This is a genomic window from Pseudoalteromonas sp. P1-7a (assembly GCF_001401855.1).
Lineage (GTDB): Bacteria > Pseudomonadota > Gammaproteobacteria > Enterobacterales > Alteromonadaceae > Pseudoalteromonas.
This window is the reverse complement of the sequence record NZ_LKDU01000008.1, coordinates 110,954-135,657: the sequence shown is the minus strand read 5'-3', so window position 1 is coordinate 135,657 and position 24,704 is coordinate 110,954. Positions and strand designations below refer to the sequence as shown.

Genomic DNA, 24,704 nt, shown 5'->3' with positions numbered 1-24,704 from the left:
GGCGCGGGATGGAGCAGCCTGGTAGCTCGTCGGGCTCATAACCCGAAGGTCGTCGGTTCAAATCCGGCTCCCGCAACCAATTTCCTTTAGGGGTTTGAGGTTACTGTAAAACGTTAGTTAAAGAAAAGCTTGTCGGTCTCAGCTCTTCATTAGCCAGCAAAGGTAGTCGTTTTAAATCCGGCTCCCGCAACCAATTTCCTTTAGGAAGTTGACAGCCACGTTGTAATGTAAGCAACGCTAAATAAGTATGCATATTTCAGGCGCGGGATGGAGCAGCCTGGTAGCTCGTCGGGCTCATAACCCGAAGGTCGTCGGTTCAAATCCGGCTCCCGCAACCACTGAAATACATAAAATGAAACGACACGCTTAAAGCGTGTTTTTTTATGCCTAAAATTCAGTGAAATGGATAGCTCTTCGGTCTCAGCTTTCCATTAGCCAGCAAAGGTCGTCGTTTTAAATTCGGCTCCCGCAACCACAGAAATAACACCCCTCATAAACTTATGCCTTCCAAAATAGTGTTTTATACACGTTATAAATTTTCCAAAAAAAAGTGTTATTACTTAAAACTTTGTATAGTTTGTGTTAAAACGGCACAAATAATTTTGGGTGTGTTACACATGACTGAGCTTTACCACTGGTTTGATTTAATTGGCATTGCCGTGTTTGCTATTACGGGTACATTGGTTGCACATGAAAAGAAAATGGATGGTTTCGGTGTTGTGGTATTAGCCGCTGTAACAGCGATTGGAGGCGGTACGGTTCGTGACCTTATATTGGATGTTCCGGTATTTTGGTTACACGACCAAAGTTTTTTTTATGCTATTTTAGCAGCGGTATTTATTACCACTCGGCTTATTAACAAGCAAAAGTCGATTCCACATTACACATTACAAATTGCCGATGCATTTGGGTTAGCATTTTTTTCGGTTATGGGTACCCAAAAAGCATTACTTGCCGGCATGCCAAATATGACCGCCATTATTATGGGTGTAATTACCGGTTGCTTTGGTGGCATGCTCCGAGATGTGCTGGCCCGTGAAATCCCTATGTTGCTAAAAGGCGAGCTATACGCAATTACCTGTATTGCAGGCGGTGTTGTTTATACTTTGGGTATTCACTTTGCGTTAGCGACTGAACTTGCCATGGTAATGGCAATGCTAACCACCTTATTGCTTCGTATTGCAGCTATTAAATGGCAAATCACAGTACACGTTTTTAAATATTCTGACTAAACTAATTAATTAAACCATTAATTAGGATAAGGAATGTCGCTAGCTCGCATTTATTCTCGTGCCCAAGTGGGTATAAACGCCCCTGAGGTTATTGTAGAGGTACACCTTGGTAATGGTTTGCCAGCTTTTCATATTGTAGGGCTTCCTGAGGCCTCAGTTAAAGAATCAAAAGATAGGGTGCGTAGCGCCCTAGAAAACTCTCAATTTGGTTTCCCCGATCAGCGCATTACCGTCAATTTAGCGCCTGCCGATTTACCTAAAGATGGTGGACGCTTTGACTTAGCTATTGCGGTAGGTATTTTAGTGGCCTCTGGGCAGGTTGTTTGCCCTGATATACATAAATATGAGTTTTACGGAGAGCTTGCACTCAATGGCGAAGTGCGTGGCGTAAATGCCATTTTGCCCTCTGTACTTGCAGCAAAAGAGCAAAACCGCTGCTGCTTTTTACCTTTTACCAACGACAGCCTCGCAAGTTTGGTGAACGGCGTTAAACGCAAAGCGGTTAATTCATTACAAGAAGTGTGGGGTGATTTATTAAATCAGCAGCCTTTACCTTTAAATATTGAATACCCTGATTGCGCCCAGTCTCCCGACTTTTTGCTCGATTTAAGTGATGTTAAAGGCCAACCCGGTGCTAAGCGAGTGCTAGAAATAGCCGCAGCTGGAGGTCATAACTTACTTTTTTTAGGGCCACCTGGAACGGGTAAATCAATGCTTGCTCAGCGAATGGCAACCATAATGCCAACTATGTCTGACGATGAGGCGATATCAACCGCTGCACTTTACTCTATTATTGGTCAATCTATCGATTTAAATAATTGGCGCCAGCGGCCGTTTCGAAACCCCCACCACACTTGCTCAGCAGTTGCTTTAGTCGGTGGCTCTTCAAACCCTAAGCCGGGTGAAATTTCACTTGCGCATAACGGGGTGTTGTTTTTAGACGAGCTTCCAGAATTTGAACGTAAGGTGCTTGATTCTCTGCGTGAGCCTATGGAAACCGGCTCTGTGGTTATCTCCCGTGCTGCAAGGCAAATGGAGTTTCCGGCGCAGTTTCAGCTAATAGCTGCACTTAACCCTAGCCCAACGGGGTGCCATAATGATAAGCGAGCAACACCTGACCAAGTTATGCGTTATTTATCTCGCGTCTCAGGCCCATTTATCGACCGCATCGATTTGCAAATTGAGCTACCCCGTTTAACCAGTGTTGAGCTGCAAAGTACTCAGCCCGAGGAAAGCAGTGCTCAAGTTAGGCAGAGGGTTGAAGCTGCATACCATATACAGTTAAAGCGCCAAGGTAAGGTTAACGCGCGTTTAAATAACAAAGAAATGAATATACATTGTGAGCTTGCGCCTGCTGAGTTGCAGTTTTTAGCACGAGCCAGCGAAAAACTGTCGTTATCACCGCGCTCTTATCATAGGGTCATTAAAGTGGCACGTACGATTAGTGATTTAAAAGGCGCAGAACACATTAGTTTAGAAGAGCTAAAAGAGGCGCTAAATTACCGCGCTTTCGAGCGGTTGCTAGCGCAGTTAACTAAATAATACCGAACCGCAATAAGGCTTAATTATTGTAAGGTGTTAAGCTCGGCGTATTTTTACTATGTTAAAACTTTAATGCGCTAAATTGACAGCATATAGCCTTTGCCACGCACGGTTACAATGCGTTTTTGGTCTTTTTCATCGTAGAGCTTTTTACGCAAACGGCCAATTAAAACATCCACAGTGCGATCATTTGGGCTCCAATCGGGCTGACCTATTTCTTCTGATATTTTCTCACGCGAGGTGGCTTTGCCTGCGTTGCTAATTAAACAAATTAGCACTTTGTGTTCGGCTTCGGTTAAGCGCGATTCAGTGCCTGATGAGGTAATTAATGTTCGATTGTCGGGGTGAAGTTTAAAGTCGGCGTATTCTATAAATTCTTCGCTTTCGTCATCGTCTTGATTAATTGCAATGCGTTTATAAAGCGCACGCATGCGTAGTTCAAGCTCTAATAAGTCAACAGGCTTGCAAATATAATCATCAGCGCCTTGGGCAAGCCCTGCAATACGATCGGCTTGTGAGTCGCGGCTGGATAAAACAATGACGCCGATATCGGTCAAAGTGTTGAGCTCTTTGGCAAGCTGCAACCCATCACGCTTGGGTAATACAATATCAATAATGGCAAGAGAAATAGCACTGCGCAGGTTTACGCGTTGCCTAACTATGTTTAGGGCATCAGCACCTGTGGAGTCTATTTCTATCGAAAATTCGGTGTCTGTAAAGTGATTTTGGATGCGCTTAACGAGTAGCTCGTCGTCTTCAACCAATAAAACGTTAATTGCCATAGGACTTATTTTTGTATATTTATAGCTCTGTATGGTAGCACCAATCGTTTAATGCTGAGAAGAGGGGGCTGTAACTTTTCGGTAACTTTATGTTTCAAATATAAAAGGCGCCTCATAAAGCACCTGTTTATGGGGTTAAGCTCAGCACACCTAGTAAAATGTGCTGAGCGCTGTATTACTTACCTGAGTACATAGCATCCCACCACTGTGGTTCGCCTTTTAGATGTTTATCAAAATAAGCAAGCATAGTGTTCCACCAATCAAAGCGCTTATCACGAGCAAAAATTTGATGGTCGGCGCCTTTGTATTCAATTAGATCTACATCTTTATTTAAGAGCTTTAAGGCAGTATACATGGTTAAACTCTCGCCAATAGGTACATTGGTATCGCTATCGCCATGTAAAAGCAGCAAAGGTGTTGTTACTTTATCGGCATGAAATACAGGGCTGTGCTCGCTGTACAGTTTAGCGTTATTCCATGGAAAGCTATTTTTAGAGGCTTCGCCTGAGTATAAATACCCCCACCAACCTTCGCCCCAATATGAGGTTAAGTTTGATATGCCCGCGTGCGCAATAGATGCACTAAACATGTCTGTTTTGGTAGCAAGTAGCATGGTCATGAACCCCCCGTATGAGGCGCCTAAATTACCCACTTTTTTGCTATCAACAAAATCGTATTTTTTCAAAAAGGCTTGGGTTCCTTGTATTATATCGCTAGCGGTATAATCGCCCCAGGCATTGACGTGCTGTGCAGAGAACTTTTGTCCAAACCCTGTTGCTCCTGTGGGCTGTAATACATAAACAACATAGCCATTTTCTGCCCATAAGTTGAACGGGTATCGACCTGTAAAGCCACGAGTAACAGGTGAAGTACCGCCGTAGTAATATACAAGTGCAGGGTGTTTTTTAGTTTTATCTAGGTTAGTAGGTAGGTATACACGCCCTGTTATTTCTACGCCGTCTTTATTTGTGAAATTAAACTCTTCTAGGGTTGGGATTTGTGTATTAGCGTAAGCAAGCGGCTTAGAATCCCAAATAAGATCTGTTTTGTTTTTACTAATATTTAAGCGCTTAAGCTGCTGCGGCGTAGATGCTGTGGTACCGCTTAGTAGTACTTGCGGGTTTCTCTCGTGCGAATAGCTAAACTGCTCGACGATATCTAGACCTGTATTAAGCTTTTTAAAGCGCTGTTTGCTTAAGTCGAATAAATACAAAGGTTGAGTATCTTGCTCGGTTACTTTTATAAGCGCATCGCCGTTATCAAGTACATGTAATTCACCTATAGCGGGGTCAAACTGTTTACTTAGCGCTTTTACGTTTTTACCGTTATCGCTAAGTAAGTACAACTGACCGTCGTAATTATTAGCTAACATCCCTTTTGGAAGGGCGCGGCCCGCGCCATTTTTAAAGTCTGGGCCAGCAACAACGTAAACATCTTTGTTGGCGTACTTTGCATGATTAAAGGTTTTAAATTTACCAAAAGACGTTATTTTGTTCGATTGTAAGTCAAGCTCCACCAGTTCAGTTTCTGGATGGGTGCTGGCTTGCATAACCATAACTTGGCGGCTCATGAGTACCTTGCTACGATTAGTGTGCGCATCTTCAAAGCTATGCGAAATTGGCCCTTGGCTAAGCGCTTTAATTAAGCCGCTGTGTGTATCTAGCATATAAAGTTGGCTTACGTTACGTGCGTATGACCACCTATCTTGAAGCCCCTTGTAATGCTTAGTTAAGCTGTTGTTGTCTTCGGGTGATTTAGACCAACTGAAAATGAGGCTGCTGTTATCATAAAAATTAAAGTTACTCGCGCCTTCTAGCCCTTCGGCTAAGGTTTTAATACTGAGGTTTTTACGGTTTAGCTGTTTTAGCTCATTCCCTAACGTATAAACTAAAAATTTGTTATCGGGACTCCACGCTATATTGCTTGGCTGTTGGCCTTCAAAGCGATACAAGGTTTGATTTTGGCTATTTTTAAGCTCGGTTACCACGTTTGCCTGGTTAGCTGTTTTATTTGAATAGCTGCGTGTGCTGGTAACATATTGTTTAGCATCGGGCGCTAAAGAAAGCCCACTAACCGTGGGGGCATCAAAAAGCTGAACGGCAGAAAGTCGCTGAGTTGTAGAGGTGTTAATTGTAATGTTGTCAGTGTCGGCGTTGGGTTCAAAATCGAGGGAAACGTTGTTCCAGTTAGCCACTTGTTGCGCCACTAAAATCACACTATGAGAGCCATTCGTTAACGATAAAGAGTAAGTGTGGTTATCCCCTTTTTGAAGCTTAGCATCGATAAATAACTGAGCGCTCTCTACTCCTTTTATAGTTAATGTGCCTTGGCTAAAGCGCCTTGTTTCAATATTGAACTTAAGCGCTTGTAGGCCACCTAAAGTCAGTGCGTTTACTTTATTAAACGGCTGCCAGCTATACTTTTTACCAAATACAGACACGCTTTGCGTATTACGCTGCAGCTGCTCTAATAAGTTATTAATAATGGCTTGGCCGTGTGGCGTTTGAAATGGCTTAACTTGCATGTTTTCGCCTAAAGGGCCAATAAACTCGATATTTGATTTATCAAGCGGGGCTGCTATTGCTGTCAAACTGAAGCTGCCAAGAGCAAAAAAGGTAGCTGCTTGTTTTAGTAATTTATTTTTTGTGGTCCAAGGTGAGCTAATTCTCATATTTGTGCCTATTATTGATAGTTATTTGGCCAAATATAGCATGTATTGTTACCATGCCCATATGTTCAACTCATCGGAGAAAAAGTGACTTTACTGATTGTGTACATGGTTGCTGCCATTGTCATTTCTTTTTTATGTTCTGTAATGGAAGCAGTGTTGTTGAGTATTTCGCCAAGTTACGTGGCGCTTTTACGTAAAAACCAACCAGAACTTGCTAAGCAACTCGAAAAGCTAAAAAATAATGTAGATCAACCGCTTGCTGCAATACTAACGCTCAACACGGTTGCTCATACTGCGGGAGCTGCTGGCGTGGGCGCGCAAGCGGCTGTGGTTTTTTCAGATGCGGCGGTTGGTATTGCCTCTGCGATAATGACACTCTTAGTATTGGTACTTTCAGAGATTATCCCCAAAACGTTAGGGGCCAACTATTGGCGTGCTTTAACGCCTAGCGTCACTTACTCTTTACGTTTTTTAGTGATATCGCTAAAGCCATTTGTGTGGTTCGCCCAAAAGCTCACTAATTTAATGGGGGCTAAGCACGATGAGGCTTTTTATATTCGCCAAGAAATAGAAGCCATGGCAGATATAGGCACCGAAACAGGGGCGATCCATGAAGATGAGTCTGAAATCATTCGCAACCTTTTACACTTTAGGCATGCTAAATTAAGCGATTTAATGACGCCGCGCACTGTGCTTTATAAAGTACATAAAGGGTTAACAGTCGATCAATACATGAGCGAGCACGGCTCGTCATCGTTTTCGCGGGTGTTGGTGTTTGATAAAGACGCTGATGACATTATCGGCTTTGTGCATAAAAACGATATTATGCTGGCTTATCATCGCTTAGGCACCGACTATAAAATTAGTAAATTAGTTAAGCCTATCCATACGGTGCCCGAAGGGCATAATGTGTCGTCGTTACTACAAACCTTGCTTAAGCAGCGCACTCACATATGTTTAATTGTTGATGAATACGGTGATGTACAAGGCATTGTAACCCTAGAGGATATGATAGAAGCACTTATGGGGCTAGAAATTGTTGATGAACGTGACCAATCGACCAATATGCGTATGGTTGCTAAGCAGCGCTGGCGACAACGTTTAGCAAGCAGTAAGCATATAGTAAGTGAAGATGATAATTCGCCCCGAGATAAAAACTAGTTACCTCGGGGAGAAGGCTAGCGTTTAATTGTGCCCCCCGTACTATTTACCCAATTTATTGCCCACTCTATAAATTCGTCTTTGGCTTTAGGGCAGGTAAATAAAAATCCTTGCATGGCTAAATTAGTACGGTAATTTTTTAAATAGAGTGACTCCTCTGCGCGCTCAACCCCCTCAGCCACCAGGGCTAGTTGCTCTTGACATGCAATATCAACGAGTGAGCTCACCACTACTTGCGAAAACTGATCTGTTTCAATATTGCTAATGAGTGTACGGTCAATTTTTATTTCAGTAAAAGGCAGGCGTTTAAGCTGGTTCATGTTGGTAAAACCCACACCAAAGTCATCCAATGATATGCCAAAGCCATGCATTCTTAATCTGTTTAGTGTTTCTAGCTGAGAAAGGCTAGACAGCGCGTGTTGCTCGGTTATCTCTAAAATAATATCACTAGGTGAAAGCTCATTGAGTTGCAAAATAAGCATCAACTTATTAGGGCAGCTTAAATCATCTAATTGCGTAGGTGATAGGTTAAAAGCCAGTTTTAGGTGCGCGGCAATACTTGTGCGTATGGCTTTTAAATCGCTGGTGGCTTGTTCAAATAAGCTAAAGGTAATTTGATTAATTAACCCTGTTTGCTCCGATAATGAAATAAACCGGCTAGGCGCGATGATCTCGCCTGTATGGGTCTTAACTATACGTGCTAACACTTCAATGCTTTCTATTTCGCTCGTTTGTGAATTTATTTTTGGCTGATAATAAGGGGTTATTTCGTTTGATTTGATTGCCTCTTGCAATGCTTTTTCTGAGATAGAAGTATGGGAATGTTCGTTGTGCACGGCTAAGTGTTTTGCTTTTTGTAAAACAGTTTTTACTTGATTAAGTTGCACGGGTTTAGCTAAATTTGCAACTAAATGAATATTGCTATGACGCGCTAAATTAGCAGCTAGATTAATAACCTTGTGATCCATTTCCGAAATTATAACTACTGCGCCTGTAAAATTAAGCTCGCCTAGTTTTCTTATAAACTCCATACCATCCATTTCGGGCATGTTTAGGTCTGTAAATACAATGTCGTAAAAGTTTATATCGTCAGTTACATGAGTCAGCGCTTGCTGAGCACTCAGGCATTTTGTAACTTTATTCGAGACTCCTAGCTCATTTAAAATGGCCTCCATAACAATTAAAATCGCCTTAGAGTCATCCACAACTAAAATATTGGGTACCGAAATCGACATGCTCTATCCTTGTAACTACTTAATATATTAGTACTGTAAAAGTAGCTTCTGATCAGCCTTTTGTCAGCTTAGTTTTATATAAATTTTTAACTTCCTAGTGCTATTGTGCTTATAGTCTGTAGCAATTCGTGTTTTTTTAATTCATCGGTATACTAGCGCTATTGTTTTAACTGGTTTTAGTCATGATAAAAATCGACCTCATGCTTGCAGAGCAACCATTAACCCTTATGGTATCTGGGCAAAAAATAGTACAAATATTCCATAATCAACAAGCTATAGCATTTGAAAACCCTAAGGATAATTATGTTGAATTTGCTTTATCTAACCAAAGAATAGGTATAGATAGCTCGCAGATTCAGGAGCAATCACTTTCGTTATTTGTAGATGGTGTGTTTGCTACACAGCTTGCTTTACCTGCGCCGGTAAATAGCCAGCCCAAAAAAGGCTTTTTAGGGCTCGCGGCACTGGGCTTTAAATTATTTAAAAGTGCAAAAGTAATTAAAGTAGCGCTGGCCGGTGCATCGGTTGCTGGCTATGCGTGGCTATTTAGCATTGAGTTTGCGCTGATGCTTATTGCGTGTTTAGTCGTGCATGAGTACGGACACGTAAGAGCCATGAAATACTTTGGCATAAAAACCAAAGGTATTTACCTTATTCCCTTTGTAGGCGGGTTGGCTGTTAGCGACGATAAAATAACAACGCGCTGGCAAGATGTAGTTATATCATTAATGGGTCCTGCGTTTGGTTTGTTTACATCAGTGCTAGGTGTAGTGCTTTATTACGCCACCGAGATGGAGATATTTGCAGGTGTTGCGGTATTAAGCGCACTACTTAACTTATTTAATCTATTACCCATTTTACCGCTTGATGGCGGCCATGTACTAAAAAGTATCAGCTTTTCAATGCGCTCTTGGGTCGGTTTAAGTGTGTGTTTACTCGGTGTGTTATTTGGCTTATGGCTTAGTTATACATTTGGCTTAATGTTACTGGTGTTCTTTTTGTTTGTTGGCGCACTAGAAATTGTATTTGAATGGCGAGGCCGACATTACTCGCATTTATTGCCGCTTGATAAATACGGCCAAGGTTTTTCAGCTGCTATGTACGCTATTGTAGTTGCAGGCCATGTGGCAGTAATGATGCACTTTGCCGATTCAGAGAATCCAATACTTAGCCTGCCGATGACTATTTTATCGAGTTAATAGTTATACGCGCAGTATCCATAAATACTGCGCGTAATGAGGGTTTAGTAAAAGCTCAACACGAGTGATACAAACACCCCTGTAACAAATAGCTGCACCACACAAAAACCCATAATATCTTTTGCTTTTAAGCCTGCTATTGCCAGTACAGGTAGCGCCCAAAAGGGTTGAATTAGATTAGTCCACGCATCACCCCAGGCAACTGCCATAGCAACGCGTGATATATCGGCGCCCAGCTCTTGCGCTGCGGGTATAACAATAGGTGCTTGTACTGCCCATTGGCCGCCGCCAGAAGGTACAAACATATTTACCAGGCCTGCACTTATAAAGCTAAAAAATGGCAAGCTATCGGCATCTGCTACGGCAATAAAACCACGCGATATTTGCTGGGCTAAACCGCTGTCGACCATAACGGCCATAATACCTGCATAAAACGGAAATTGAATAACAATACCTGCGCCGCTAGGAATTGCTTGTTGTAAGCTATTAAGTAAGTTATGGGGTGTTTGGTGTAATGTAATGGCTAAAAACAAAAACATCGCAATAACGCTATTAAGGTTTAGGCTACCGCCTGCAATTACAAAGTAATACGCCAAATAACACAGGCCGAGCAAGCCAATGGCGATGCCTAGCAGTTTACTGTGTTCTAAATGTTGAGCAGGGCGGGTTACATTTTCATTATTAGCGGGGATCTCCTTTATTAGCGCAGGGTCTACATACACGCTGTTTTTATCACTGGGTAGCATGTAGCGGTTAACCAGCGGCATAATGATAAATAAGCCAATGAGTATGGCTATGTTAAAACCAGCAAACAGGGTTTGTTCAGTACCAATTATACCAATGCTACTTTGTGAAAAGTGGCCTTGCGTGGCTATAGTGAGCGGTATAGAGCCGGCTAAACCGCCATGCCATACTACGAAGCCCGAATAGGCACTGGCGACTAACAGCCTGTAATCAACTTTGGTTTGCTTAGCAATGGCTTTAGCAAATAAAGCGCCAATCACTAAGCCAAACCCCCAATTTAACCAACTTGCTAATAACGAAATAAGCGTGACTAAAATTATTGCTTTTGGCGGAGTATTGGCAAGTGTAGCTAGTTTTTCTAATAGTTTACTTACAGGCGATGTACTTGCCAGCATATAGCCTGTGATTAGCACTAATAGCATTTGCATGGCAAAGCTTAGTAGGTTCCAAAAACCATTACCCCATGCGTTGATAACTTCAATACTGGTGGCGGGAGTAAGTAGGCATGCCCCTAGCAATGTAATAATGCTTAGCAATATTACAAATATAAAAGGGTCGGGTAAGTAGCGCTCTACTAATTTGGTAAACGGTGTGGCAATTTTATTAAGCATAATGTGTCTGTGTGTTTTTTCGTCCTCTTATAATTAATCATGCTATAAAGGTATTAGCAAACCCACATTTAGTCTTATATTTGTAGGATCTGCTTATTTTCTAGGGTGGGAAAGCTGTAATCTACAGCGGTTTACAGATCTTTACTTAAAAGCTTAAACGTTGCTTAAATGCATGGCTTACAGTAACGTACTGTTTATAGATAATTTACTAACAAAAATTTGTATTATGCTGGGAATATTTAAGAGGCTAACGCTACTTCTTCGTGCTCATATCGATCAGCTGAGTTGGCAAGCGGTGATGCTCGCGATACTTGCTCATATGTTAGTGACTTGGGGGCTACTGCTTATTGCAAATGAGCAAGCGCTTACTTCGTTTAGCACCTATTTTTACTACTATACAGTCACTACTTCAACTGTGGGTTACGGCGATTTTAGTCCAACTAGCGAGCTAGGTCGTTGGGTGGTGGCATTAATACAAATTCCGTTTGGATTAGCTTTATTTGGCGTTCTGTTAGGAAAAACAGGGCAAACAGTGACTTACTTAATTAGGCGCGCTATGACTGGTGATAAAAACTTTGCTCACAGTAACAACCATATTATTATTTTTGGCTGGCACGATACCCGAACAAAAAAAATGATTGATTATATTCTTGCCGATACTAAACGTACTGATCGCCGTATTTTATTGGCGGTAACTGAGCAAATGGAGCACCCATTTTTAACCAACGAAAATGTCGACTTTGCCCGCCTTACCAGTTTTACCGATTTAGAAGAACTTGAACGTGTTGCTATAAATCGTGCCGACAAAATTATTATTGATGGGCAAGATGACAACCAAACATTTACAACAGCATTGCGTATTAGCCGCTTAGTCAAAAGTGAATGTCACATTAGTGCGCATTTCTTAGATGAAACTAAGGTCGATATGCTACTAGAGCACTGCCAAAATGTGGAATGTAGCAGTGCTAAGTCGGCTGAGATTTTAGTGCGCTCAATGCAAGACCCTGGTTCTAGCCGTGTACAAGAAGAGCTATTATCTACGTTACATGGCGACACGCAGTTTAGTTTAGCTATTCCTAGTGGGTGTGATGAAATGGAGTTTGGTACTTTGTTTCACCATTTTAAGCATGACTATAATGCGATTTTGTTAGGGGTAGCGCACAATTTAAGCGCGCAAAATATGGATTTAAACCCACCGCTTGACTACAAAGTAAATGCAGGCGATATACTTCATTATATTGCTCTTGAGCGTGTGCTAACAAATGAAGTTGATTGGCAAAGCTTGGCAAAATAACCAAGGCCTAGATTAAATAATGAATGAAGTAGTATTTTTAATAATTATTTTAAGTGCTTATATTTTACCCGTGGTAATTGTGGTTAATAGTAAGCGCACCCAAGGCCACGAAAAAAATGGCTGGTTATTAGGCGTAATTATTTTTTCGTGGTTGGGGCTTTTTATGTATTTTACTATTGTGCCCAAGCAGGGGCATAAAAAAAGAAAGAAGAATAAACCATCGTAGACCTATTCTAGCTGCTTGAGTTTGTGCTCAACCAGCGGGTCATCCGGCACAATTTGTTGAGCAACTTCTAATAACTGAATAGCATCATTTGGGTGTTCATCTTGATGTTTAAGTGCGACATCAATAAGCGGCTGAATATCTATTTTGGCCTGATGTTCTTGCACATGCTCTTCTTTTTCATCTGCTAAAATTTGATGTGCCGTACTTAATAACGCCAAGCGGTGAGGCGAGCTCGCGTTTGCTTTATTTAGGCTTTGGTAATACTCCTCCTTTAGTCGCAAGGTTTTAGTTTGCAAACGAAACTGCGCTATATCAATTTGCTGGTGGCGAATAAAATCAACGGCTACTTGTTTGTAAAAGCCAAACTTAGTGAGGTAGCTGGCATGAGTGCCGTGCCCCATACCAAATACACGTAAATGAGTAAGTTGAGGGTATCGTTTTGCATGTAAGCGGTCTATTTTATTGGTGGGGTCATAAATTATGTAACCCTTAGCATGGCCTAAATCAACATCGTTATATTCACTTTGCCAATCAAACTGCTGCGCAAGCTCAGTGCTTGAGCGGTTATCCCACGGCACTATTTCAGTGTTTTTGGTGCTAACTGGGTGAAAAAATAGTACCTGATCAAGCTTTAATAATTTAGCAAATGCACCCACAGCAAAACCACCGCGGCTAAGGCCATAGCCTAATCGGCACTTGAATGGGCTAAGTAGTGTCGATAACTGCTCTAAAAAGAAAATTAAATTACGGCTTCTAAACCAATTACTTTTGCCTAAATGCTGAAACGCAATAATATTAACATTTTGTTTTTGCGCTAAGTGATAGCCCCAAGGGGCAAAGTCATCGGTTAGATCGTGTTCTTGGAGGTTGGTGCCCGCGGGTGAGAAAGTAAAAAGCAGGGGCTTACTTAAATCAACAAATTCGTATTTTACGTACACATCGCCGAGTAGGTCACTGCCAGACATGGGCAGCCTAGTTTGTTGTTCATCACGGCAAAGCGTTAACCATTCACCTAACCAATACAGTAGTTTCATTAATCCCCCAATTATAACTCGCGGGGGATCGTATCAAACACGGATAAATGAGGTCAAACATAGTCAAAACTACCCTCTTAAACATTCGGATATTATTATGGCTAATTGCTCATAGCTATTATTTGCTCCCAATCGTTTTGAGTGACTGGCATAACTGATAGTCGGCCTGCCTTTTTAAGGGCTAGTTCGTTAATTGCCTCGTTAGCTTTAATGTCTTTTAAACTCACCCGTTTATTTAAATGGCATTTATAGGTTACCTCAACAACAAACCAGCGAGGGTTGTCGGGCGTTGCTTTCGCATCGTAATAATCGCTATTTAAATCAAACTGGGTTGGATCAGGATAAGATTCTTTAGTAACGGTTGCTATACCCACAACGCCTACGTGTTTACAACTAGAGTGATAAATGAATACTAAGTCTCCTAGTTTTATATCATCGCGCATAAAGTTACGTGCTTGGTAATTACGCACACCTTCCCACAAGGTGGTTTGCAGTGGCGCTTTTTTTAAATCATCAATCGAAAAAGCGTCGGGCTCAGTTTTAAATAGCCAATAATTCATAGCCTTACTCATTTAGTTAGATTTACATACATGTATTGTATAGTATCATTAACTTATCTGGGGATTGAGAGAACAGCAAATGAGCCAAGTATTAGATGATTTATTGTCGTTATTGTCACTTGAAGAAATTGAACAGGGTTTATATCGCGGTCAAAGCCAGGATTTAGGGTTTAGAGCGGTATTTGGTGGTCAAGTTATGGGGCAGGCATTATCTGCAGCAAAAGAAACACTACCAAAAGGACGCGTTGTTCATTCATTACACTCTTACTTTTTACGCCCTGGCGATGCGGCAAAGCCGATTGTTTATGATGTAGAAACTATACGCGATGGTAAAAGTTTTAGTACTCGACGTGTGAGCGCCATTCAATATGGTAAACCGATTTTTTATATGACCGCATCGTTTCAAGGGGAAGAAGACGGCTTATCGCATCAAGCAACTATGCCTAATGTACCGCCCCCTGAAGAACTGCGCTCATCGCTTGAGTTTTACCAAGAAAACGCCCATCACATACCCGAGGCTATTCGTAATAAATTTATACGAGAAATGCCCATTGAAATGCGCCCGGTGACTTTTCATAATCCGTTTAAACCTGAGGTTATTGAACCAGTAAAACATATTTGGATTAAAGCCAATGGCGATATGCCAGATGACCAACGTATTCATAATTACTTATTAGCGTATGCCTCTGACTTTGAGTTTTTACCTACTGCATTACAGCCGCATGGCGTATCGTTTATGCAGCCAAATATGCAAGTGGCAACGATTGACCATGCGATGTGGTTCCACCGCCCATTTAGGATGGACGATTGGATTTTATACACCATAGACAGCCCAAGCGCTAGCTCTGGGCGAGGCTTAGTGAGAGGGCAGTTTTTTGACCGCCAAGGTAATTTAGTCGCATCAACTATTCAAGAAGGGGTGATGCGCCAGCGCTAAGTTAATAACGCTATTTACTATTATTTATAGTGCGTTGTGAGCGCTTAGGTTAAACAACGAAACTTACAAAAAAGCCTCAATATTATGAATATTGAGGCTTTTTAATGGTATTTAGTTAATATGTTTAGCGTTAGTTACATTGATCTTGCACTATGTCGCTAACCGACTGCCATATACGAGCCGGTAGTAAGGTTTTTAAGTACATGTATATTTCGCACAGCTGTGTGCTGCCGTGAATACCATTCTCACCATCGGTAATTAACAGCTCACCGCGTAAATTGTCTATAAAACTTACCAGCACTTTTTTATCAAAAAACTCTGGTGTTTTTATCCCATGCAAGGTGCCCAAACGGTTTGCCAGCACTTGGCTTTCTCGCTCAAGCTCAGCCTTTTCAATACCGTTACTGGTTTGAATAAAGCCCACAACAATAGCGTAGCGTTGCAATGTAAAGCTAAGCGACCTTCCTAGCATTTCAAGTTTAGCTAACGAATCATTCGTGTTAGTAACATGAATGCTATCGCCATCGAGCTCAATTAAGTTTTGATCGCTAAAGTTAGCCAAAATACGGCTTATGTAGTTTTCATCTAGTGGCTGTAAATACCACTCTTTGGCAAACAGAGGGTAAAAAGCCGACACTAACTTTTGGCATTGCTCAACCGTACTACTGTGTTGCTTAAATAAGTGCAAAGCAATCAGGCTTGGCACGGCAAATAAGTGCAAAATATTATTACGGTAATAGTTAAATAAAGTTTTTTCTTTATCGTTAATTGCAATAATTTCACCAAATTCATCGCTAATAACATCAAACTTATTAAGCTTAATAGCGTGTGTTAATAGCTGCTCTGGTGTTTCATCGGGTGCAGTTACTTTATTGCTATAGCTTGCATCGCGTTGTAAGCGCAGGTAAAAATCAAGCTGTGCTAATAGCTTAGGTTTACTTAGTGCGTGCTTGTCATTAACTAGCAAAATCATAGCCAGTAAATTCACGGCATTAAGGGCTGCAGCATTATTAATTTTTACCATTACTTGGTCGGCAAGCGCCGCCACTTGCGGACCTAGCCATTGTGGCTTTTGTACATCAGTTGAGTGTACAGCATCGCGCCAATCAGGTTGGTTATCGTTTAAGTATTGGTTGATAGAAATAGGGTCGCCAAAGTTTAGGTAACCACGGCCATAGTTTTTAAGGTTTTTAATGGCTTTAAAAATACCAAAAACTGACTCGCCTTTTTTATCTTTACCGGCAAGCTCTTTTAAATAAGTATTAATTTCCATTACATGTTCGTAGCCAATGTATACCGGCACAATAGATACAGGGCGATCTATGCCGCGTAGCATGGCTTGCAACGTCATCGCAAGCATACCGGTTTTTGGCGGTAGTAATCGGCCAGTGCGGCTGCGCCCACCCTCAGTGTAAAACTTAACTGAGTAGCCTTTAATAAATAGCTGGCTTAAATATTCTTTAAATACGGCAGAGTAAAGTTTATTACCGGCAAACGAGCGGCGAATAAAAAATGCCCCTGAACGACGAAAAACACCGCCGGCAGGGAAAAAGTTAAGATTAATACCCGCGGCAATATGCGGCGGCACCAAACCTTGATGGTATATAGCATAGGTAAGTAACAAATAATCCATGTGGCTACGATGGCACGGCATATAGATTATCTCGTGACCTTTATTGGTAAGCTCATGGATTTGCTCGGTGTACTTTATATCTATACCGTTGTAGAGCTTAGTCCATAGCCAGGTTAAAATTCTGTCGCCTACACGTATCATCGCCTCAGAATAATTAGCCGCTATTTCATCTAGTAGCTTTAATGCGTTTTGGCGTGCTTCTGCTTGACTTATCCCTTTTGACTTTGCTTCATCTTGAATCGCTTTTTTTATAGTAGGTGAAGCTAAAAGTGAGTTAAATAATTGCTCACGCGAGGGCATTTTAGGGCCGGTAGCGGCCAGTTTTTGACGCTTAAAGTGCACACGAGCAACACGCAATAGTTTTTGTGGTAGCTCGTTAACATCGGCTTTTTCATTCACAATAAGTGATAAATCGAGCGGTTGGCTAAAGCGAATAAAATTATCGCGCCCAGAAAACAACACAACAAAAAACTTTCTAAACCAGCTAGGCGTAAGCGAGTGGGTAATTAAGGTACGAATTCCCGGCTTTTCTTTACCTGGGTCGCGTCCCCATAAAATAGTGACTGGCACCACCTGTACATTCTTTTGACCGCTATTTAGTAAATGTTCAATTATTTGTTTACCCTGAGAGAGGGCCGCAGTCGGCTTAGCGGTATCGCCAAATAACGGTGGTGGGTTTTTAATACCTATAAAACGTTCAAGCTCTTGGTTTCCTAGAGTCTGATAGTCGCATGGGTTAGGCAAGCCATGCTTTTTACATACATTAGTAAGGGCAGCTAAATCGAAGCGCGAATTTAACCGAACTATATAAAAAGTAGGATGCTCCGGATTTAGGTCATATTGTTCTATTGGGCTTTGGGGAAGGACCTTACTTTTTACCAAAACACGGCTTACGCAGCTAGTAAGAAAATTCAAACAATAATTTAATAAACGCATCGACTCACCATATTGAGAGTATTAAAAGCAAAATTAGCGCATAGGATACCATAATATCTATAAAATCCTGTAATTTGCGTAATCGGTTAAATTATAAGCTTAGGACTGATTCGGTGCTGAGCAGTTCAATTATAGCTATAAATAACTGGCGGCGGTTATTTGCACAGCTTTGCCCCCGTAATTAAATTGCAATTAGTTGTTGCATTTATCACCAATATCACTATAATACGCAGGCTTTCAAGATTCCTCTGGAACTTGAAGGGATAAATTAAGCTTGGATTTCAAGCTAATAAACAGGAGTTCCGATTTGGAACTCATCGTAGATATAAATTAACAACCGACATCTTAATTATTAAGATTGTTTCGGTCGTTTTTTTATGCTCTTTAAATGCTCTTTATATTGAGGTTTAAGAATGTCAAATCAACGCATTCGTATTCGCCTAAAAGCTTTTGACCACCGTTTGATTGACCAATCAACGGCGGAAATCGTGGAAACTGCGAAACGCACAGGCGCACAAGTACGTGGTCCAATCCCACTACCTACACGCTTTGAACGTTTTACTGTACTAACTTCACCGCACGTAAACAAAGATGCGCGTGATCAGTACGAGATCCGCACCCATAAACGTCTGATCGACATCGTAGAACCAACTGACAAGACTGTTGACGCATTAATGCGTTTAGATCTTGCTGCTGGTGTTGATGTTCAAATCAGCCTGGGTTAATCGAAAGATTAGAGAGGTTATAGGAAAATGGCATTAGGTCTAGTCGGTCGTAAAGTGGGTATGACACGTATCTTCACTGAAGATGGTGTATCTATCCCTGTGACAGTTATCGAAGCGACTCCTAACCGCATTGCTCAGATCAAATCTGACGCAACAGACGGTTATAACGCGCTTCAAGTAACCGCAGGCACTAAAAAAGCAAGCCGTGTAAACAAAGCAGCAGCGGGTCATTTCGCTAAAGCTGGTGTTGAAGCGGGTCGCGGTCTGTGGGAATTCCGCCTAAATGGTGGTGAAGGCGATTTTGAAGTAGGCGCTGAGCTTACTGTTGAATTATTCAACGAAATCAACAAAGTTGACGTAACCGGTACTTCTAAAGGTAAAGGTTTCCAAGGTGGTGTTAAGCGCTGGAATTTCAGCATGCAAGACGCTACACATGGTAACTCTCTATCTCACCGTGCTCCTGGTTCAATCGGTCAAAACCAATCACCTGGTAAGGTGTTTAAAGGTAAGAAAATGGCCGGTCATATGGGTGCTGAGCGTGTAACGACTCAAAACTTAGAACTAGTTCGCGTTGACGCTGAGCGTAACTTGCTTTTAGTTAAAGGTGCAGTACCTGGCGCTATCGGCGGTGACGTTATCGTTAAACCAGCTGTTAAAGCATAAGTCCTGGAGATTTAGTGATGGAATTAGCAATTAAAGACGCTTCTGGCGCTCTTGAAGTTTCTGAAGCTACTTTTGGACGTGAGTTTAACGAAGCATTAGTACACCAAGTAGTTGTTGCATACGCAGCAGGTGCTCGTCAAGGTACTCGTGCTCAGAAGACACGTTCTGAAGTAAGCGGTGGTGGTAAAAAACCATGGGCTCAAAAAGGTACTGGCCGTGCACGTGCTGGTACAATCCGTAGCCCAATTTGGCGTTCAGGTGGCGTTAGCTTCGCAGCTAAACCACAAGACCACAGCCAAAAAGTAAACCGTAAAATGTACCGCGGTGCGATCAAAAGCATCTTATCTGAATTAGTTCGTCAAGAGCGTTTAATCGTTGTTGAAAGCTTTGGTTTAGAAGCACCAAAAACTAAAGAACTAGTTTCTAAGCTTAAAGAACTTGAGCTTAAAGATGTTCTTATCGTGACTGAAGAAGTAGATGAAAATCTTTTCTTATCGGCACGTAACCTGTACAAGGTTGACACGCGTGATGTAGCTGGTATCGATCCTGTAAGCTTAATTGCTTTCGACAAGGTACTTATTACAGCTGCTGCTGTTAAGCAACTTGAGGAGGCGCTAGCATGATCCGTGAAGAACGTCTTTTAAAAGTGATCCTTGCTCCACATATCTCTGAAAAAAGCACAATTGCTGCTGAAGAAAACAACACGATTGTTTTCAAAGTAACAAATGATGCAACTAAAGCTGAAATTAAAGCGGCAGTTGAGAAGCTTTTTGAAGTAGAAGTAACGGGTGTTCGCACACTTAACGTTAAGGGTAAAACAAAACGTACTGGCATGCGTTTCGGTCGTCGTAGCGACTGGAAGAAAGCTTACGTTACTCTTAAAGAAGGTAGCGAGCTAGACTTTGTCGGCGGCGCCGAGTAATAAGGGGAGTTAGAATTATGGCACTTCAAAAGTGTAAACCAACTTCTGCGGGTCGTCGTCACCTAGTTAAAGTGGTTAACCCAGATTTACATAAGGGTAAACCTTACGCTCCACTTTTAGAGAAAAACTCTAAATCAGGTGGTCGTAATAACAACGGTCGTATTACGGTTCGTCACATTGGTGGTGGTCATAAGCATCATTACCGTGTAATCGATTTTAAACGTACTAAAGATGGCATTCCTGCTACTGTTGAGCGTTTAGAATATGATCCAAATCGTAGCGCAAACATCGCTCTTGTATTATATGCAGACGGTGAGCGTCGTTACATTATCGCACCAAAAGGCTTAAAAGCTGGCGATGCAATCCAGTCTGGTGTTGATGCACCAATTAAGACTGGTAATGCATTACCTATGCGTAATATGCCTGTAGGTTCGACTGTTCACAACGTAGAATTAAAACCAGGTAAAGGTGCTCAAATTGCACGTTCTGCTGGTGCATACGTTCAAATCCTTGCGCGTGATGGTCAATACGTAACATTACGTCTTCGTTCTGGCGAAGTTCGTAAAGTACAATCTGATTGTCGTGCAACACTTGGTGAAGTAGGCAATGCTGAGCATATGCTTCGTTCACTTGGTAAAGCAGGTGCAAATCGCTGGCGTGGTATCCGTCCGACAGTTCGTGGTGTTGCCATGAACCCGGTAGATCACCCACACGGTGGTGGTGAAGGTCGTACATCTGGTGGTCGTCATCCTGTGTCTCCATGGGGTAAGCCGACTAAAGGTGCTAAGACACGTAAGAACAAGCGTACTGATAAATTCATCGTACGTCGTCGTACTAAATAATAGTTGAGGAATAGCCATGCCACGTTCTCTCAAGAAGGGTCCATTTATAGACCTACACTTGCTGAAGAAGGTAGAGAAAGCGTTGGAAAGCGGTGACAAGAAGCCAATTAAAACTTGGAGCCGTCGTTCAATGATCATACCTAACATGATCGGATTGACCATCGCTGTCCATAATGGTCGTCAGCACGTTCCTGTGTTTATCACAGACGAAATGATCGGTCACAAACTGGGTGAATTTGCACCAACTCGCACTTACCGCGGCCATGCTGCGGATAAGAAAGCGAAGAAACGTTAAGAGGGGAATGATAAATGCAAGCATTAGCTAAACATAAATTCGCCTCTGGTTCGGCGCAAAAAGCACGTCTAGTTGCAGATCAGATCCGCGGATTACCTGTCGATCGCGCTCTAGAAATCCTGGCGTACAGCCCTAAGAAAGCGGCTGTATTAGTTAAAAAAGTACTTGAGTCTGCTATTGCTAACGCAGAGCATAACGAAGGTGCTGACATTGATGAGCTTCGTGTAGCTACGATTTTTGTGGACGATGGTCCTACAATGAAACGTATTATGCCACGTGCTAAAGGACGCGCAGACCGCATCCTTAAGCGTACAAGCCACATCACTGTTGTGGTTTCAGATAGCTAGGAGTATAAGTAATGGGACAAAAAGTTCATCCTACTGGTATTCGCCTAGGTATATCTAAACCTTGGGTTTCTACCTGGTACGCGAGTTCTAAAGATTTCTCTGATCAGCTTTTTGGCGATCACAAAGTACGTACTTTCCTTACTAAGGAATTAAAAGCGGCTTCTGTGTCTAAAATCGTTATTGAGCGTCCAGCTAAATCTATCCGTGTAACAATTCATACGGCTCGTCCGGGTGTTGTTATCGGTAAAAAAGGCGAAGACGTAGAAAAATTACGTCAAGCGGTAACTAAGATTGCTGGTGTACCTGCTCAGATTAATATTTCTGAAGTACGTAAACCAGAATTAGATGCACAATTAGTTGCAGACGGCATTGCCTCTCAGCTAGAGCGTCGTGTTATGTTCCGTCGCGCTATGAAGCGTTCGGTACAAAATGCAATGCGCATCGGTTCTAAAGGGATCAAAGTTGAAGTTAGCGGTCGTCTTGGCGGCGCAGAAATCGCACGTTCAGAATGGTATCGTGAAGGTCGTGTACCTCTACATACTCTTCGTGCTGATATCGACTACGCAACTTCTGAAGCCTTAACCACTTATGGTATCATTGGTGTTAAAGTTTGGATCTTCAAAGGCGAAGTTATTGGTGGTTTACCACTAGTACAAGAGCAAGAGAAGCCAGCTAAACGCGCACCAAAGAAAGCCAAAAAAAGTGCTAAGTAGAGGTAGCGAGTAATGTTACAGCCAAAACGTACAAAATTCCGTAAAATGCACAAAGGCCGCAACCGCGGTTTAGCGCAAAACGGTAACAAAGTAAGCTTCGGTACTTTCGGTTTGAAAGCTACTGGTCGTGGCCGCATGACTGCTCGTCAAATCGAAGCAGCTCGTCGTGCTATGACGCGTCACGTGAAACGTCAAGGTAAAATCTGGATCCGTGTCTTCCCTGACAAGCCGATCACAGAAAAGCCTCTTGAAGTTCGTATGGGTAAAGGTAAAGGTTCTGTTGAATATTGGGTTGCTGAAATTCAGCCTGGTAAAGTACTTTACGAAATGGAAGGTGTTTCTGAAGAGCTTGCTCGTGAAGCATTTGACCTTGCAGCTCGTAAACTGCCATTCAAAACAACTTTCGTAACTCGGACGGTAATGTGATGAAAGCAAGCGAACTAAAAGACAAAAGCGTAGAAGAGCTAAATGCTGAACTTCTAGGACTTCTTCGTGAGCAGTTCAACCTGCGCATGCAAGCAAGCACTGGTCAGTTAGCTCAGACACACACGCTAAGAACAGTACGTCGCGATATCGCGCGTGTAAAAACAATTATTAACCAGAAGGCAGGTCAATAATGAGCGATAAAATTCGTACTCTTCAAGGCCGTGTAGTAAGCGACAAGATGGAAAAATCTTTCACTGTTGCTATCGCACGTTACGTGAAGCACCCAATCTATGGGAAATTCATCAAACGTACTACTAAGCTACACGTACATGACGAAAACAACACAGCAAAAGCGGGTGACGTAGTTACTATCCGTGAATGCGCGCCAATTTCTAAGAATAAATCTTGGACTTTAGTAGACGTTGTTTCTAGTCCAAAACAAGCTTAATTTTTAAATTAAGTAAGTTTTGTAAAAAGCCCTGGCATTAGCCGGGGCTTTTTGTGTGTAAAGAAAGAAGAGATAAGCGGTAAGTTTTTAGCTGTAAGCAGCTCAAAGTGAATATGAGCACCGCAGTTTGGCCTGAGCCTAGGGCATTTCTTAGAATAAAGGAGCCATTAATACGCAATAGTCTAAATACCAACCTGCATTAATAGTAAGCTAAATTGAGGGAGGAACAGTCACTGCTGACGTTAAAATTGCTTACAACGCACTATCGGGGTTTTAAATTAATAAATCTGTGTCTTTGTGAAAGCAGGGCTATAACGAAAGATATTACTATGCCCACGGCAGAGCCTACTACTATGAAGCGGTTCTCGATACGACTAACCTGCCTTTCTCCTACAATTTGATAGGTCACATCTCCCTCTATAAAGCGTTCGCCTTGGTATTGCTGAGTGATATTAAATGCTAAAAAGTCATCTAACTTTGCTTGATAGGTGAAGTAGGTTTGTGGATAAAAAATTTCATATGCTGCACATAACCACGCTATCAGCCCGCACATAAATAAAGTCAGGCTCATAATTAAAGTGATGTTTGAGGGCGTATGTTTAGTTGAATTTATAGGTAGGCATTTGTCAAAACAGGTTTGGCCATAGCAAAGTTTAAGCTTTTCAATCACCTCAGCTGAAGGGATAAACTGTCCATTTTCAAGCTTTGAAAGGTACGACTGTTGAATTCCAATTTCACGCGCTGCAAAAGCTTGCGTCCACTTTTTATTTGCTCTAAGGCGCTTCAACTCCATTCCTAATGCTTGCATACCCTTTGCTCTTATTTGATTAGTTAAGCGTTTTATTATCGCTAAAATTTGTATTTATAAATAGCCTAAAAGCGCATATTCATGCTTATTAATATAAAGAATATTATGAATATTAATAGCTTATGTTCACTTTAACAAAATATAAGGTATGCTCAATTCGATTTTAATAAGGAGATATAATATGTCTAATAAATTCACTAGTGCTATTTTAGTGCTTATCAGTTCACTGTTTTTTACAAATTCTAGTTACGCAGAGCCTGTTTTTGCAATTAAAGCCAGTATTTATAAATTACAGAATGAGATTACGGTAGATAGTAAAATAGAACAGGCTTTAAAAAACCTAAGCCCCACGCATCAGCCTCAGCTACTCACGCTATTAAATAAAAGTGCAATGATAGAAATTGGTGATGATACTCAAATGACGGCGCTTGAAGTAAAGCCAAACGCAGAGGGAACGCACTTTAACGCCAGCCTGAAGTTAAAAGAGCAGATTGGTGGCAAGTGGGAATCTATTTCTTCTTTTATGCCGCAAATCCCAAATGGGCAAACAGTGTATTTAAGCCGCACCTTTACAGATAAAGTATGGCTGATAAAAATTACAGGCAAGCGCTACGAATCAATAGCGCGTGCAGAGCAGGCCTTAAATCAAAAGTAGTGCCTGCTAATTTACCGCACAGGCGAGTGGCTGAAAAAAAAGTTTAATATAAGTTTGCTGGTA

At 41.8% G+C, this 24,704-nt stretch carries 27 protein-coding genes and 2 tRNA genes; 21 read left to right on the top strand and 8 right to left on the bottom strand.

What is annotated here, in order from left to right; genetic code table 11:
- Positions 1-2 precede the first annotated feature (2 nt).
- The 4 genes from AN389_RS07880 (at position 3) to AN389_RS07865 (ending at position 2,774) form a co-directional block, all read left to right on the top strand.
- Positions 3-79, top strand: a tRNA-Met gene (locus AN389_RS07880).
- A gap of 182 nt (positions 80-261) precedes the next feature.
- Positions 262-338, top strand: a tRNA-Met gene (locus AN389_RS07875).
- 279 nt (positions 339-617) lie between these two features.
- On the top strand, positions 618-1,232 hold the full coding sequence (locus AN389_RS07870; protein ID WP_055016968.1) for a trimeric intracellular cation channel family protein: 615 nt from the start codon (positions 618-620) through the stop codon (positions 1,230-1,232).
- A 33-nt stretch (positions 1,233-1,265) separates the two neighbouring features.
- A complete protein-coding gene (locus tag AN389_RS07865; RefSeq protein WP_055017704.1) occupies positions 1,266-2,774 on the top strand; it encodes a YifB family Mg chelatase-like AAA ATPase in 1,509 nt (502 codons plus the stop codon).
- 77 nt (positions 2,775-2,851) lie between these two features.
- On the opposite strand, the gene AN389_RS07860 is transcribed toward AN389_RS07865, so the two are convergent.
- Both AN389_RS07860 and AN389_RS07855 read right to left on the bottom strand, forming a co-directional pair.
- Positions 2,852-3,556: a response regulator transcription factor gene (locus AN389_RS07860; protein ID WP_055016531.1), complete on the bottom strand. Its 705-nt coding sequence runs from the start codon at positions 3,554-3,556 to the stop codon at positions 2,852-2,854.
- A 175-nt stretch (positions 3,557-3,731) separates the two neighbouring features.
- Positions 3,732-6,227, bottom strand: coding sequence for a S9 family peptidase (locus AN389_RS07855; protein WP_055019544.1), 2,496 nt, complete (start codon positions 6,225-6,227; stop codon positions 3,732-3,734).
- A gap of 84 nt (positions 6,228-6,311) precedes the next feature.
- Here AN389_RS07855 and AN389_RS07850 point away from each other — a divergent pair, with 84 nt between their 5' ends.
- Positions 6,312-7,388: a CNNM domain-containing protein gene (locus tag AN389_RS07850; RefSeq protein ID WP_055017706.1), complete on the top strand. Its 1,077-nt coding sequence runs from the start codon at positions 6,312-6,314 to the stop codon at positions 7,386-7,388.
- Between the two features lie 17 nt (positions 7,389-7,405).
- On the opposite strand, the gene AN389_RS07845 is transcribed toward AN389_RS07850, so the two are convergent.
- Positions 7,406-8,623, bottom strand: a complete 1,218-nt coding sequence (locus AN389_RS07845; protein ID WP_055016528.1) for an EAL domain-containing protein — start codon at positions 8,621-8,623, stop codon at positions 7,406-7,408.
- A 182-nt stretch (positions 8,624-8,805) separates the two neighbouring features.
- On the opposite strand from AN389_RS07845, the gene AN389_RS07840 reads away from it, so the two are divergent.
- Positions 8,806-9,822 (top strand): metalloprotease, encoded by a 1,017-nt coding sequence (locus AN389_RS07840; protein ID WP_055016527.1) that lies wholly within the window; start codon positions 8,806-8,808, stop codon positions 9,820-9,822.
- A gap of 44 nt (positions 9,823-9,866) precedes the next feature.
- Here AN389_RS07840 and AN389_RS07835 read toward each other — a convergent pair whose 3' ends face one another.
- Positions 9,867-11,177 (bottom strand): short-chain fatty acid transporter, encoded by a 1,311-nt coding sequence (locus tag AN389_RS07835; RefSeq protein ID WP_055016526.1) that lies wholly within the window; start codon positions 11,175-11,177, stop codon positions 9,867-9,869.
- Between the two features lie 226 nt (positions 11,178-11,403).
- Between AN389_RS07835 and AN389_RS07830 the strand changes: the two genes are divergently transcribed.
- Together AN389_RS07830 and AN389_RS07825 are read left to right on the top strand one after the other, a co-directional pair.
- Positions 11,404-12,471 (top strand): potassium channel family protein, encoded by a 1,068-nt coding sequence (locus tag AN389_RS07830; protein ID WP_055017752.1) that lies wholly within the window; start codon positions 11,404-11,406, stop codon positions 12,469-12,471.
- Positions 12,472-12,490: 19 nt separating this feature from the next.
- Positions 12,491-12,697 carry a PLDc N-terminal domain-containing protein gene (locus AN389_RS07825; protein WP_055016525.1) on the top strand — a complete coding sequence of 69 codons (207 nt, stop codon included), beginning with the start codon at positions 12,491-12,493 and terminating at the stop codon, positions 12,695-12,697.
- A 2-nt stretch (positions 12,698-12,699) separates the two neighbouring features.
- Here AN389_RS07825 and AN389_RS07820 read toward each other — a convergent pair whose 3' ends face one another.
- Positions 12,700-13,731 (bottom strand): hypothetical protein, encoded by a 1,032-nt coding sequence (locus AN389_RS07820; RefSeq protein WP_055019543.1) that lies wholly within the window; start codon positions 13,729-13,731, stop codon positions 12,700-12,702.
- Between the two features lie 101 nt (positions 13,732-13,832).
- A complete protein-coding gene (locus AN389_RS07815; protein WP_055017709.1) occupies positions 13,833-14,291 on the bottom strand; it encodes an EVE domain-containing protein in 459 nt (152 codons plus the stop codon).
- Between the two features lie 79 nt (positions 14,292-14,370).
- Between AN389_RS07815 and tesB the strand changes: the two genes are divergently transcribed.
- Complete coding sequence (tesB, locus tag AN389_RS07810) at positions 14,371-15,228, top strand: acyl-CoA thioesterase II (RefSeq protein WP_055016522.1); 858 nt, start codon at positions 14,371-14,373, stop codon at positions 15,226-15,228.
- Positions 15,229-15,358: 130 nt separating this feature from the next.
- Here tesB and plsB read toward each other — a convergent pair whose 3' ends face one another.
- Complete coding sequence (gene plsB / locus AN389_RS07805) at positions 15,359-17,797, bottom strand: glycerol-3-phosphate 1-O-acyltransferase PlsB (protein WP_055019542.1); 2,439 nt, start codon at positions 17,795-17,797, stop codon at positions 15,359-15,361.
- Between the two features lie 413 nt (positions 17,798-18,210).
- Here plsB and rpsJ point away from each other — a divergent pair, with 413 nt between their 5' ends.
- From rpsJ to rpsQ, 11 genes are read left to right on the top strand one after another with little or no spacing between them, the layout of a single operon-like run.
- Positions 18,211-18,522 (top strand): 30S ribosomal protein S10, encoded by a 312-nt coding sequence (rpsJ, locus tag AN389_RS07800; RefSeq protein ID WP_002957900.1) that lies wholly within the window; start codon positions 18,211-18,213, stop codon positions 18,520-18,522.
- A 27-nt stretch (positions 18,523-18,549) separates the two neighbouring features.
- Complete coding sequence (gene rplC / locus AN389_RS07795; protein WP_004588685.1) at positions 18,550-19,185, top strand: 50S ribosomal protein L3; 636 nt, start codon at positions 18,550-18,552, stop codon at positions 19,183-19,185.
- 17 nt (positions 19,186-19,202) lie between these two features.
- A complete protein-coding gene (rplD, locus tag AN389_RS07790; RefSeq protein ID WP_004588686.1) occupies positions 19,203-19,808 on the top strand; it encodes a 50S ribosomal protein L4 in 606 nt (201 codons plus the stop codon).
- A complete protein-coding gene (gene rplW / locus AN389_RS07785; protein WP_004588687.1) occupies positions 19,805-20,107 on the top strand; it encodes a 50S ribosomal protein L23 in 303 nt (100 codons plus the stop codon). The genes rplD and rplW overlap by 4 nt, the downstream gene beginning before the upstream one ends.
- A gap of 17 nt (positions 20,108-20,124) precedes the next feature.
- Positions 20,125-20,949, top strand: coding sequence for a 50S ribosomal protein L2 (gene rplB / locus AN389_RS07780; protein WP_055017711.1), 825 nt, complete (start codon positions 20,125-20,127; stop codon positions 20,947-20,949).
- 16 nt (positions 20,950-20,965) lie between these two features.
- Positions 20,966-21,244: a 30S ribosomal protein S19 gene (gene rpsS / locus AN389_RS07775; RefSeq protein WP_010376377.1), complete on the top strand. Its 279-nt coding sequence runs from the start codon at positions 20,966-20,968 to the stop codon at positions 21,242-21,244.
- A gap of 14 nt (positions 21,245-21,258) precedes the next feature.
- Positions 21,259-21,591, top strand: a complete 333-nt coding sequence (gene rplV / locus AN389_RS07770; protein ID WP_055016519.1) for a 50S ribosomal protein L22 — start codon at positions 21,259-21,261, stop codon at positions 21,589-21,591.
- Positions 21,592-21,602: 11 nt separating this feature from the next.
- The gene (gene rpsC, locus AN389_RS07765; RefSeq protein WP_004588691.1) at positions 21,603-22,304 is read left to right on the top strand and encodes a 30S ribosomal protein S3; all 702 of its coding nucleotides are present in this window, start codon (positions 21,603-21,605) and stop codon (positions 22,302-22,304) included.
- Between the two features lie 12 nt (positions 22,305-22,316).
- Complete coding sequence (rplP, locus tag AN389_RS07760) at positions 22,317-22,730, top strand: 50S ribosomal protein L16 (RefSeq protein ID WP_002957890.1); 414 nt, start codon at positions 22,317-22,319, stop codon at positions 22,728-22,730.
- On the top strand, positions 22,730-22,921 hold the full coding sequence (gene rpmC / locus AN389_RS07755; protein ID WP_004588692.1) for a 50S ribosomal protein L29: 192 nt from the start codon (positions 22,730-22,732) through the stop codon (positions 22,919-22,921). Before rplP ends, rpmC begins: the two co-directional genes overlap by 1 nt.
- Positions 22,921-23,178: a 30S ribosomal protein S17 gene (gene rpsQ / locus AN389_RS07750; protein ID WP_004588693.1), complete on the top strand. Its 258-nt coding sequence runs from the start codon at positions 22,921-22,923 to the stop codon at positions 23,176-23,178. Before rpmC ends, rpsQ begins: the two co-directional genes overlap by 1 nt.
- Before the next feature lie 262 nt (positions 23,179-23,440).
- Here rpsQ and AN389_RS07745 read toward each other — a convergent pair whose 3' ends face one another.
- A complete protein-coding gene (locus AN389_RS07745) occupies positions 23,441-23,986 on the bottom strand; it encodes a helix-turn-helix domain-containing protein (protein WP_055016518.1) in 546 nt (181 codons plus the stop codon).
- A gap of 181 nt (positions 23,987-24,167) precedes the next feature.
- On the opposite strand from AN389_RS07745, the gene AN389_RS07740 reads away from it, so the two are divergent.
- A complete protein-coding gene (locus AN389_RS07740) occupies positions 24,168-24,641 on the top strand; it encodes a hypothetical protein (RefSeq protein ID WP_055017713.1) in 474 nt (157 codons plus the stop codon).
- Positions 24,642-24,704: the final 63 nt, after the last annotated feature.

What these genes read in the sequence shown, in the direction of transcription:
- AN389_RS07870 (WP_055016968.1), top strand. Translation starts at nt 618, where the DNA reads ATGACTGAGCTTTACCACTGGTTTGATTTAATTGGCATTGCCGTGTTT.
- AN389_RS07865 (WP_055017704.1), top strand. Translation starts at nt 1,266, where the DNA reads ATGTCGCTAGCTCGCATTTATTCTCGTGCCCAAGTGGGTATAAACGCC.
- AN389_RS07860 (WP_055016531.1), bottom strand. Translation starts at nt 3,556, where the DNA reads ATGGCAATTAACGTTTTATTGGTTGAAGACGACGAGCTACTCGTTAAG.
- AN389_RS07855 (WP_055019544.1), bottom strand. Translation starts at nt 6,227, where the DNA reads ATGAGAATTAGCTCACCTTGGACCACAAAAAATAAATTACTAAAACAA.
- AN389_RS07845 (WP_055016528.1), bottom strand. Translation starts at nt 8,623, where the DNA reads ATGTCGATTTCGGTACCCAATATTTTAGTTGTGGATGACTCTAAGGCG.
- AN389_RS07840 (WP_055016527.1), top strand. Translation starts at nt 8,806, where the DNA reads ATGATAAAAATCGACCTCATGCTTGCAGAGCAACCATTAACCCTTATG.
- AN389_RS07835 (WP_055016526.1), bottom strand. Translation starts at nt 11,177, where the DNA reads ATGCTTAATAAAATTGCCACACCGTTTACCAAATTAGTAGAGCGCTAC.
- AN389_RS07830 (WP_055017752.1), top strand. Translation starts at nt 11,404, where the DNA reads ATGCTGGGAATATTTAAGAGGCTAACGCTACTTCTTCGTGCTCATATC.
- AN389_RS07825 (WP_055016525.1), top strand. Translation starts at nt 12,491, where the DNA reads ATGAATGAAGTAGTATTTTTAATAATTATTTTAAGTGCTTATATTTTA.
- AN389_RS07820 (WP_055019543.1), bottom strand. Translation starts at nt 13,731, where the DNA reads ATGAAACTACTGTATTGGTTAGGTGAATGGTTAACGCTTTGCCGTGAT.
- AN389_RS07815 (WP_055017709.1), bottom strand. Translation starts at nt 14,291, where the DNA reads ATGAATTATTGGCTATTTAAAACTGAGCCCGACGCTTTTTCGATTGAT.
- tesB (WP_055016522.1), top strand. Translation starts at nt 14,371, where the DNA reads ATGAGCCAAGTATTAGATGATTTATTGTCGTTATTGTCACTTGAAGAA.
- plsB (WP_055019542.1), bottom strand. Translation starts at nt 17,797, where the DNA reads ATGCGTTTATTAAATTATTGTTTGAATTTTCTTACTAGCTGCGTAAGC.
- rpsJ (WP_002957900.1), top strand. Translation starts at nt 18,211, where the DNA reads ATGTCAAATCAACGCATTCGTATTCGCCTAAAAGCTTTTGACCACCGT.
- rplC (WP_004588685.1), top strand. Translation starts at nt 18,550, where the DNA reads ATGGCATTAGGTCTAGTCGGTCGTAAAGTGGGTATGACACGTATCTTC.
- rplD (WP_004588686.1), top strand. Translation starts at nt 19,203, where the DNA reads ATGGAATTAGCAATTAAAGACGCTTCTGGCGCTCTTGAAGTTTCTGAA.
- rplW (WP_004588687.1), top strand. Translation starts at nt 19,805, where the DNA reads ATGATCCGTGAAGAACGTCTTTTAAAAGTGATCCTTGCTCCACATATC.
- rplB (WP_055017711.1), top strand. Translation starts at nt 20,125, where the DNA reads ATGGCACTTCAAAAGTGTAAACCAACTTCTGCGGGTCGTCGTCACCTA.
- rpsS (WP_010376377.1), top strand. Translation starts at nt 20,966, where the DNA reads ATGCCACGTTCTCTCAAGAAGGGTCCATTTATAGACCTACACTTGCTG.
- rplV (WP_055016519.1), top strand. Translation starts at nt 21,259, where the DNA reads ATGCAAGCATTAGCTAAACATAAATTCGCCTCTGGTTCGGCGCAAAAA.
- rpsC (WP_004588691.1), top strand. Translation starts at nt 21,603, where the DNA reads ATGGGACAAAAAGTTCATCCTACTGGTATTCGCCTAGGTATATCTAAA.
- rplP (WP_002957890.1), top strand. Translation starts at nt 22,317, where the DNA reads ATGTTACAGCCAAAACGTACAAAATTCCGTAAAATGCACAAAGGCCGC.
- rpmC (WP_004588692.1), top strand. Translation starts at nt 22,730, where the DNA reads ATGAAAGCAAGCGAACTAAAAGACAAAAGCGTAGAAGAGCTAAATGCT.
- rpsQ (WP_004588693.1), top strand. Translation starts at nt 22,921, where the DNA reads ATGAGCGATAAAATTCGTACTCTTCAAGGCCGTGTAGTAAGCGACAAG.
- AN389_RS07745 (WP_055016518.1), bottom strand. Translation starts at nt 23,986, where the DNA reads ATGCAAGCATTAGGAATGGAGTTGAAGCGCCTTAGAGCAAATAAAAAG.
- AN389_RS07740 (WP_055017713.1), top strand. Translation starts at nt 24,168, where the DNA reads ATGTCTAATAAATTCACTAGTGCTATTTTAGTGCTTATCAGTTCACTG.